Source organism: Micromonospora mangrovicola, assembly GCF_047200535.1.
Taxonomy (GTDB): Bacteria; Actinomycetota; Actinomycetes; order Mycobacteriales; family Micromonosporaceae; genus Micromonospora.
In genome coordinates, this window is record NZ_JBJZOG010000181.1 from 1 (window position 1) to 6,594 (window position 6,594).

Genomic DNA, 6,594 nt, shown 5'->3' on the forward strand with positions numbered 1-6,594 from the left:
CCCGGGCCGGGCGTCGAGGGGGCGGCTACCCGGCGGCGCAGGTGGGTGACATGCCGGCGCCGGTGCCGGTGCCCTGGAAACCGAACTCGGTGTACTGGCCGGCGGCGATGGAGTCGTTGTAGCTGACGTTGGTGAACTGGACCGTGCCGGTGTTCCCGCTGCGGTTGGCGTTCCAGGCGTTGGTGACGGTGGCGCCCGCCGGCAGGGTCAGGGTGACCGTCCAGCCGTTGACCGGCGCGGCGCCGGCGGTGACCCGCACCGTGGCGACGAAGCCACCGGTCCACTGGTTGAGCGACACCGAAGCCGAGCAGGCGCTACCGGTCGGCGGCGGGGTGGTCGTCGGGGTGGTGGTCGGCGGCGGGGTGGTCGGCGGCGGGGTGGTCGGGCCGTCGGCGAGGGTGGGCGTCTGCCAGTCCCGCCACTCGGCGAGGTTGCCGGCCGCCTTGCTCGAGATCCGGATCGTGCCCGGGTCGTTCGCCGTACCCAACAGGAACTGCCTGATGCTCTTCTGCAGTGGGTCCCGCCACTCGGGCCGGCCGGCGCAGTGGTTGCCGTCCTGGACGTCCGACCAGTAGGTGATGTTGCCGCCCACCCCGAGGGCCTGGTAGACCTCCGCACCGGCCAGGGCCGCCACGCTTCCCGATCGGGCTGCCAGCCAGGCGATGTGCGGGTTCTCCATGATGAACAGCCCGCGCGGCGCGACCATGGCCACCATCTCGTGCGTGTCCACCGGCAGCGTCGCCGGGTTGCTCGTGAAGGAGCCGAAGGCGTCGCCCAGCCACGGTTGCTCGCCGTACGCGCTGCTCAGCGGCTGGGCACCGGATTCCCCGGGGATCCCGCGGAAGATCGGCACACCGCCGCTACCGGACTCGATCGGCATGGTCAGCGCGATGCGCTGGTCGAACGCCCCGGTCACGAAGGCGCCCTTGCCGTAGCGCGAGCATCCCGTGACGCCGGTGGCGTCCGCCCTGAGGATGCTGCCGCCCGACCGCTCGATGACGTCGATGATCCGGCTCACGCCCCAGGCCCAGGCGAGCAGCAGCCCGGTGCTGCTGGACGAGCCGTAGATGCTGTAGAAGGCGCCCTGCTTGTTGTTCCGGGCCGTACCCTCCCGCCCGACGGCAAGGGGGTCGTAGCTGATGACGGCCACGCCGGTGGCCTTGATGGTGGTCGTGTCCGCGCCGAATCCGCCCAGGACGACGACGGCCGGGAAAGGTCCGGCGCCGCTCGGCAGTTCCACCCCGGCCGAGAAGCTGGCGCTGCGACCGTTGTCTGTCACGTTCACCGTGATGCTGGTGCTCGAGACCGTTCCCGTGACGCCTGCCGGTTTTGCCGGCTTCTGGCCGTAGACGTACCTCTCGGCCAGCTCCTTGATCTCCGCCCGTCGGCACCGCCAGTCGGACCTGGCGGTGATGCGCGTGCCGTCCATTTTCCGGAACGGATCGGGAAGCTTCGGGTTGCCGGTCAAGACGCCCGGCTGGGGCACCGGGCAGTCGGTGCCGTCGTCCTCGACCGGCGCGGCGACCGCGAGGCCGCCCGTGGCGGCCACGGCCGACGGGGTTCTCGCCACCACCGTCGCCGCGCCAGTGACCACGAGCGCCACCACCGCCAGCACGACGACTGTCGAGCGGATCTTCGAACGGCCCGACTCGATCATTACGGCTCTCCCTCCGACTGGACGGCGCGGACATCGATGAGCACGGATTTCCAGACGCGTCCCAGCGTCGGGTAGCGCACTGCCATGCGTCAATGTCTTCCGGAAACTTTCGGCCCGTCACGGACGCCGACGGGACGCGATTCAGGTGCGCGGCGGCGGCGGGCGCCGCGGCCTGCGGTTTCGTGATCACGGGGACGGTCCTAGGCTGGGGTGTCAGCGCCGGAGCGTGACCAGGGAGGGATCGCCATGAGCCAGACCGAGCGGACGGACTTGGCCGACGACTGGAACGTCGTCGAGGACGACGGTGTCCTGGACGCCTCGGACACCCTCGACAACGACCGCGTCGGCGATCCCCTCGACACCGGCATCGTCGCCACCGACCGCTGGTCGGCGGCGAACCGGTTCGGCACCACCCCGGCGGAGGAGCGGGCCGGCGAGTCCCTCGCGCAACTGCTGGCCCAGGAGGAGCCGGACATCGATCCGTACGCCGACGCGGCCGACGACGAGGACGAGCTGTCCCGCCGGGGGTACGAGCGGGAGGCACGCACCGGACGCCTGGTCGCCCCCGACGAGGGCTTCGGCGCGGACGAGGAGGCGGAGTCGGTCGCCTGGGACGCCGGGATCGACGGGGGCGCGGCGAGCGCGGAGGAAGCCGCGATGCACTTGGTCGACGATCCGAACGGCCCGGGTGACGGCCCGTTGCGGTGAGGTCGCGACCAGCCGACCGCGGCGGGAGCCCCCGGGTCAGCTCCGGCTTGTGGGCGTGGTCGGCAGCGGCCGGGTGGCGATGGCGTAGAGATCCCGGGCGGGACCGGTGAGCTGCCGCCCGGCGGCCCAGACGGCACGCAGGCGACGGCGCAGCGACAGCCCGGTGACCGGCACCGCGACCAGGGTCTGCGCCGCCAGTTCTGCGGTGACCGCGAGGGAGCTGAGCACGGCCGGCCCGCTGCCGGCGGCCACTGCGTGTTTGATCGCGGTGGTCGAGGAGAGTTGCAGCGACGGCGCGGCGATCTGATCGGTGCCCGCGACGCGCAGCGCGGACTCCAGGACCCGGCGGGTGCCGGAAGCCGCCTCGCGGACCACCAGCGGGCAACCGGCCAGTTCGGCCGGGGTGATGCCGCCCCGGCGGCGGACCCACGGATGGCCCGGAGCGACGACGACGACCAGCCGGTCCTCCCCGACCGTCTCGGCGTGCAGGCCCGCCGGGGTGTCCGGCCCTTCGATGAAACCCAGCGCGGCATCGCCGGACAGCACCCGCGCGGCGACATCGGCGGAGTTGCCGGCGTGCAGCGCGACGCTCAGGCCCGGCTGCCCGCCGTGCAGGGCGACGAGCCAGCCCGGCAACAGGTACTCGGCGACGGTCTGACTGGCCGCCACCACCAGGCGGCTGTCAGCGGTGGCACGCAGCGCGGCGGCGCTCGCCGCGAGGGTGGCGGCCGCGTCGACCGCCGTGCGCGCCCAGTCGGCGACCAGCGCCCCCTCGTCGGTGAGTGTGGAACCACGCGGGCTCCGCCGCAGCAGGGTGACCCCGAGGCGCCGTTCCAGGTGACGAAGCCGGGCGCTGGCCGCCGGCTGGGAGATCCCGTGCGCCGTTGCGGCCCGCCCGACGCTGCCGAGCCGGGCCACCGACAGCAGCAGGTCGAAGCTGGTCAGGTCGGTAACCTGTGGCGGCAGAGGCATCAGCTCAGGTTATGACCCGAGAGGCCACCGGCGGCTACCGGTCCCCCGACCACGGGCGCAGGCTGACGGCATGAGCGCCGTAGTCGACTCCCCCGCCGCCGGGCGGACGCCGCCGCCCCATCCAGCCGGCCCCCGGCGCGGCGGCTTGCTGGCGGCACTGCGGGAACCGCGGGACGTGTTCGCCCAACTGCCGCCCAACTGGTTCGCCGCGGTGATGGGCACCGGCATCGTGGCCACCGCCGCGGCGGGCCTGCCGGTACGCCCCGCCGGCCTGCGTACCGCCGCGACCCTGGTGTGGGCGCTCGCCACGGTGCTGCTGCTGGCCCTCACCGCCGCGTGGGCGGCGCACCTGCGCCACCATCGCCGCACGGCCCTCGGGTACGCCGCCGACCCGGTCATGGCCCAGTTCTGGGGTGCGCCACCGATGGCCGCGATGACCGTCGGCGGCGGGGCGCTGCTTCTCGGCCGCGACTGGCTCGGCCTGCCCACCGCCGTCGCCGTCGACCTGCTGCTCTGGGTCGTCGGGACCGCCGGCGGGCTGGTCACCGCCGTCGCGGTCCCGTACCTGATGATGACCCGCCACCGGGTCGGCCCCGACGCCGCGTTCGGCGGCTGGCTGATGCCCGTCGTGCCGCCCATGGTGTCCGCCGCCAACGGCGCACTGCTCGTTCCCCATCTGCCCGCCGGGCAGCCGCGGCTGAACCTGCTGCTGGCCTGCTACGCCATGGTCGGAATCAGCCTGTTCGCGACCCTGATCATCGTCACCCAACTGTGGGGCCGGCTGGTCCACCACCGGGTCGGCGCCGCGCGCATGGTCCCGACGCTGTGGATCGTCCTCGGCCCGCTCGGCCAGTCGATCACCGCGACGCACCTGCTCGGCACCGCCGCCGGCGGCGTCCTGCCCGCCCCGTACGCCGGCGGCGCGCAGGTCTTCGCCCTGCTCTACGGCGTCCCGGCGCTCGGCTTCGCGCTGGTGTGGCTCGCCCTCGCCGCCGTCATCACCGCCCGGGCCGCCCGCTCAGCCGGCGGCGGCCTGCCGTTCGCGCTCACCTGGTGGAGCTTCACGTTCCCGGTCGGCACCCTGGTCACCGGCACCACGGGGCTGGCCGCGCGAACCGGCTCCGACCTTCTGGCCGCGCTCGCCGTCGCCCTCTACCTGCTCCTGCTGTGCGCGTGGACCACGGTCGCCGTCCGCACCGCGCGCGGCGCCTGGCACGGCCACCTCTTCCTGCCCGCCCCGCCCGCCCGCACCGCGGGGAGCTGACCCGCGCCGCCCTCCCGCTGGAGGTCATCGCGACCTGGGTCAGGATGCCGGCCCGTGCGGCGACGACGGTCCGGGACCGTCCTCGCTCGCCCGGTCGGGAAGGGTGGGGGCGTCGGTGGGATAGAGGCCGGCGACGAAGCCGTACACCTGGTCGCCCGCCCGGGGGATCTGGGCGAAGCGACGCGCCAGCTCCTGGACCTGCGCCCAGAAGTTCCGCACCTCCTCGATCGGGATACGCGCGTGCACGAGCGTGCACCGCAACTCGTCGGCGGCGTGGGCTGCGGCGGACTCCGCGGTCGCCTCCGCGAGCCCGTTCACGGCGGCGACGACCTGCTTGTCCTCCGGGCGGTTGAGGACGCCGACGTAGAGCGTGCGGGCGACCCGGCCGTAGTAGCGCTCCTCGATCGCCCGTACCCGCCGGGTCCGCACCACGCGGAGCAGGCCGGCGTTGACCAGCATGTTCACGTGGTAGGCGACGCTGCTCTTGGGGCGGTCGACCGCCTGGGCCATCTCGCCGACCGTGGCGGCCCGCTCGAGCAGCAGCTCCAGGAGCGTGGCGCGCAGCGGGTCGGCCAGCGAGCGCAGCTGCTCGGGCGCGGTGACCACGAGCAGCTCGTCGAGGTCGTAGTCCGGGATCTGCTGATTGACCGACATTTCTCGACCGTTCTAGAATATTGGATCATTCGATGACCGTCGTCCGATGACAGGAGTGTAGAGATGGCCGAGGTCGTCCTGTTCCACCACGTACAGGGGCTCACCGACGGAATGCTCGCCTTCGCCGAGGACCTGCGCGCCGGCGGGCACACCGTGCACACCCCCGACCTGTTCGACGGCGAGCGACCGGCCACCGTCGAGGACGGCCTCGCGCTCACCCGGCGCATCGGCGACGAGGTGCTGACCGGGCGCGCCGACCGGGCCGTGGCCGACCTGCCCGAGGGCCTGGTGTACGGCGGCTTCTCCTCGGGTGCCGCGACGGCGCAGCGACTCGCGCAGACCCGGCCCGGCGCGCGCGGCGCGTTGCTCTACCAGGCGTGCATCCCCGTCACCGGCGAGTGGGCCTTCGGGCCGTGGCCCGACGGGGTTGCGGTGCAGATCCATGGCATGGACAAGGACCCGTTCTTCGCCTTGGAGGGCGACATCGACGCCGCCCGCGAACTGGTGGAGATCGTTGGGCCCGAACGGGCCGAGCTGTACGTCTACCCGGGCGAACAGCACCTGTTCACCGACAGCTCGCTGCCGTCCTACGACGCGGATGCGACGGCACTGGTGGTGCGGCGCTCGCGGGATTTCCTCGACCGGCTGGGTTGACCCCCGAGGGGCGGCCCACCGGCCCGCACCGGCGCCTCAGCGTTCGGCGCCCTCGGCGAAGACCTGGGCCGCGACCTGGTAGCCGTCGAACGCCCGTGCCACACCGGCGTAGGCCGCGACCTGGAGGAGGACCTCGACGACCTCCTCCTTGGTGGCACCCGCGTTGAGCGCGATGCGGAGCTGACCGCGCAGCGGCTCCAGGACACCGAGCGTCGCCGCGACGGTCACGGACACCAGTGCCCGCGTCCGGGTATCGGCGTGCGGATTCTTCTGTAGTTTGCTGCGAATGAGCTACGACATGTTCGTCCTGAGGTTCGAACACGGCGAGCCCACGTCGATGCCGGGCAGCGCGTTCCGGGCAGCCTTTCAGCCGTACATCGACCGGACAGAGCCGGAGTACGACTACTGGCACGTCAATGCTCCAGACGGTGGCGATGCCGGCCTCTACGCCGGGCTCACCGACGACACACTCGACGGCTTCATGATCAACCGATTCTCCCCCGGCATGGTCCTCGACATGCTCTTCCGGTTCATCGTCCTGGCCGATGCCGTCGTGGTGCCGCCCGATCGCCCGACCATGCTGGCCGACGAAGGGCAGCGCGAACACCTTCCCGAGGAGCTCCGAGCCGATGCCGTCGTCGTGCGGCGGGGGCTGGACATACAGGGCGTCATCGAGGCTCCCCTA

The 6,594-nt window shown here is 72.8% G+C and carries 8 protein-coding genes; 4 read left to right on the top strand and 4 right to left on the bottom strand.

Going from position 1 to position 6,594, the window contains the following annotated elements; translation table 11 throughout:
- Positions 1-25: 25 nt before the first annotated feature.
- Positions 26-1,657 carry a glucuronyl esterase domain-containing protein gene (locus ACL02O_RS33280; protein WP_412822153.1) on the bottom strand — a complete coding sequence of 544 codons (1,632 nt, stop codon included), beginning with the start codon at positions 1,655-1,657 and terminating at the stop codon, positions 26-28.
- 246 nt (positions 1,658-1,903) lie between these two features.
- Between ACL02O_RS33280 and ACL02O_RS33285 the strand changes: the two genes are divergently transcribed.
- Positions 1,904-2,365 carry a DUF5709 domain-containing protein gene (locus ACL02O_RS33285; protein ID WP_412822154.1) on the top strand — a complete coding sequence of 154 codons (462 nt, stop codon included), beginning with the start codon at positions 1,904-1,906 and terminating at the stop codon, positions 2,363-2,365.
- A gap of 36 nt (positions 2,366-2,401) precedes the next feature.
- Here the strand turns inward: ACL02O_RS33285 and ACL02O_RS33290 are convergent, their stop codons facing one another.
- Positions 2,402-3,337, bottom strand: coding sequence for a LysR family transcriptional regulator (locus tag ACL02O_RS33290; RefSeq protein ID WP_412822155.1), 936 nt, complete (start codon positions 3,335-3,337; stop codon positions 2,402-2,404).
- A gap of 70 nt (positions 3,338-3,407) precedes the next feature.
- Between ACL02O_RS33290 and ACL02O_RS33295 the strand changes: the two genes are divergently transcribed.
- The gene (locus tag ACL02O_RS33295; protein ID WP_412822156.1) at positions 3,408-4,601 is read left to right on the top strand and encodes a TDT family transporter; all 1,194 of its coding nucleotides are present in this window, start codon (positions 3,408-3,410) and stop codon (positions 4,599-4,601) included.
- Positions 4,602-4,640: 39 nt separating this feature from the next.
- Here the strand turns inward: ACL02O_RS33295 and ACL02O_RS33300 are convergent, their stop codons facing one another.
- The gene (locus ACL02O_RS33300) at positions 4,641-5,255 is read right to left on the bottom strand and encodes a helix-turn-helix domain-containing protein (RefSeq protein ID WP_412822157.1); all 615 of its coding nucleotides are present in this window, start codon (positions 5,253-5,255) and stop codon (positions 4,641-4,643) included.
- Between the two features lie 63 nt (positions 5,256-5,318).
- On the opposite strand from ACL02O_RS33300, the gene ACL02O_RS33305 reads away from it, so the two are divergent.
- A complete protein-coding gene (locus ACL02O_RS33305; RefSeq protein WP_412822158.1) occupies positions 5,319-5,909 on the top strand; it encodes a dienelactone hydrolase family protein in 591 nt (196 codons plus the stop codon).
- A 36-nt stretch (positions 5,910-5,945) separates the two neighbouring features.
- Here ACL02O_RS33305 and ACL02O_RS33310 read toward each other — a convergent pair whose 3' ends face one another.
- Positions 5,946-6,197: a carboxymuconolactone decarboxylase family protein gene (locus ACL02O_RS33310; protein ID WP_412822160.1), complete on the bottom strand. Its 252-nt coding sequence runs from the start codon at positions 6,195-6,197 to the stop codon at positions 5,946-5,948.
- On the opposite strand from ACL02O_RS33310, the gene ACL02O_RS33315 reads away from it, so the two are divergent.
- On the top strand, positions 6,196-6,594 hold a 399-nt coding region (locus ACL02O_RS33315), incomplete at its 3' end, for a hypothetical protein (RefSeq protein ID WP_412822159.1). The two genes, ACL02O_RS33310 and ACL02O_RS33315, sit on opposite strands and share 2 nt — an antisense overlap.

Excerpts from the sequence above, each read along its gene's own strand:
- ACL02O_RS33280 (WP_412822153.1), bottom strand. The coding sequence starts at position 1,657 with ATGATCGAGTCGGGCCGTTCGAAGATCCGCTCGACAGTCGTCGTGCTG.
- ACL02O_RS33285 (WP_412822154.1), top strand. The coding sequence starts at position 1,904 with ATGAGCCAGACCGAGCGGACGGACTTGGCCGACGACTGGAACGTCGTC.
- ACL02O_RS33290 (WP_412822155.1), bottom strand. The coding sequence starts at position 3,337 with ATGCCTCTGCCGCCACAGGTTACCGACCTGACCAGCTTCGACCTGCTG.
- ACL02O_RS33295 (WP_412822156.1), top strand. The coding sequence starts at position 3,408 with ATGAGCGCCGTAGTCGACTCCCCCGCCGCCGGGCGGACGCCGCCGCCC.
- ACL02O_RS33300 (WP_412822157.1), bottom strand. The coding sequence starts at position 5,255 with ATGTCGGTCAATCAGCAGATCCCGGACTACGACCTCGACGAGCTGCTC.
- ACL02O_RS33305 (WP_412822158.1), top strand. The coding sequence starts at position 5,319 with ATGGCCGAGGTCGTCCTGTTCCACCACGTACAGGGGCTCACCGACGGA.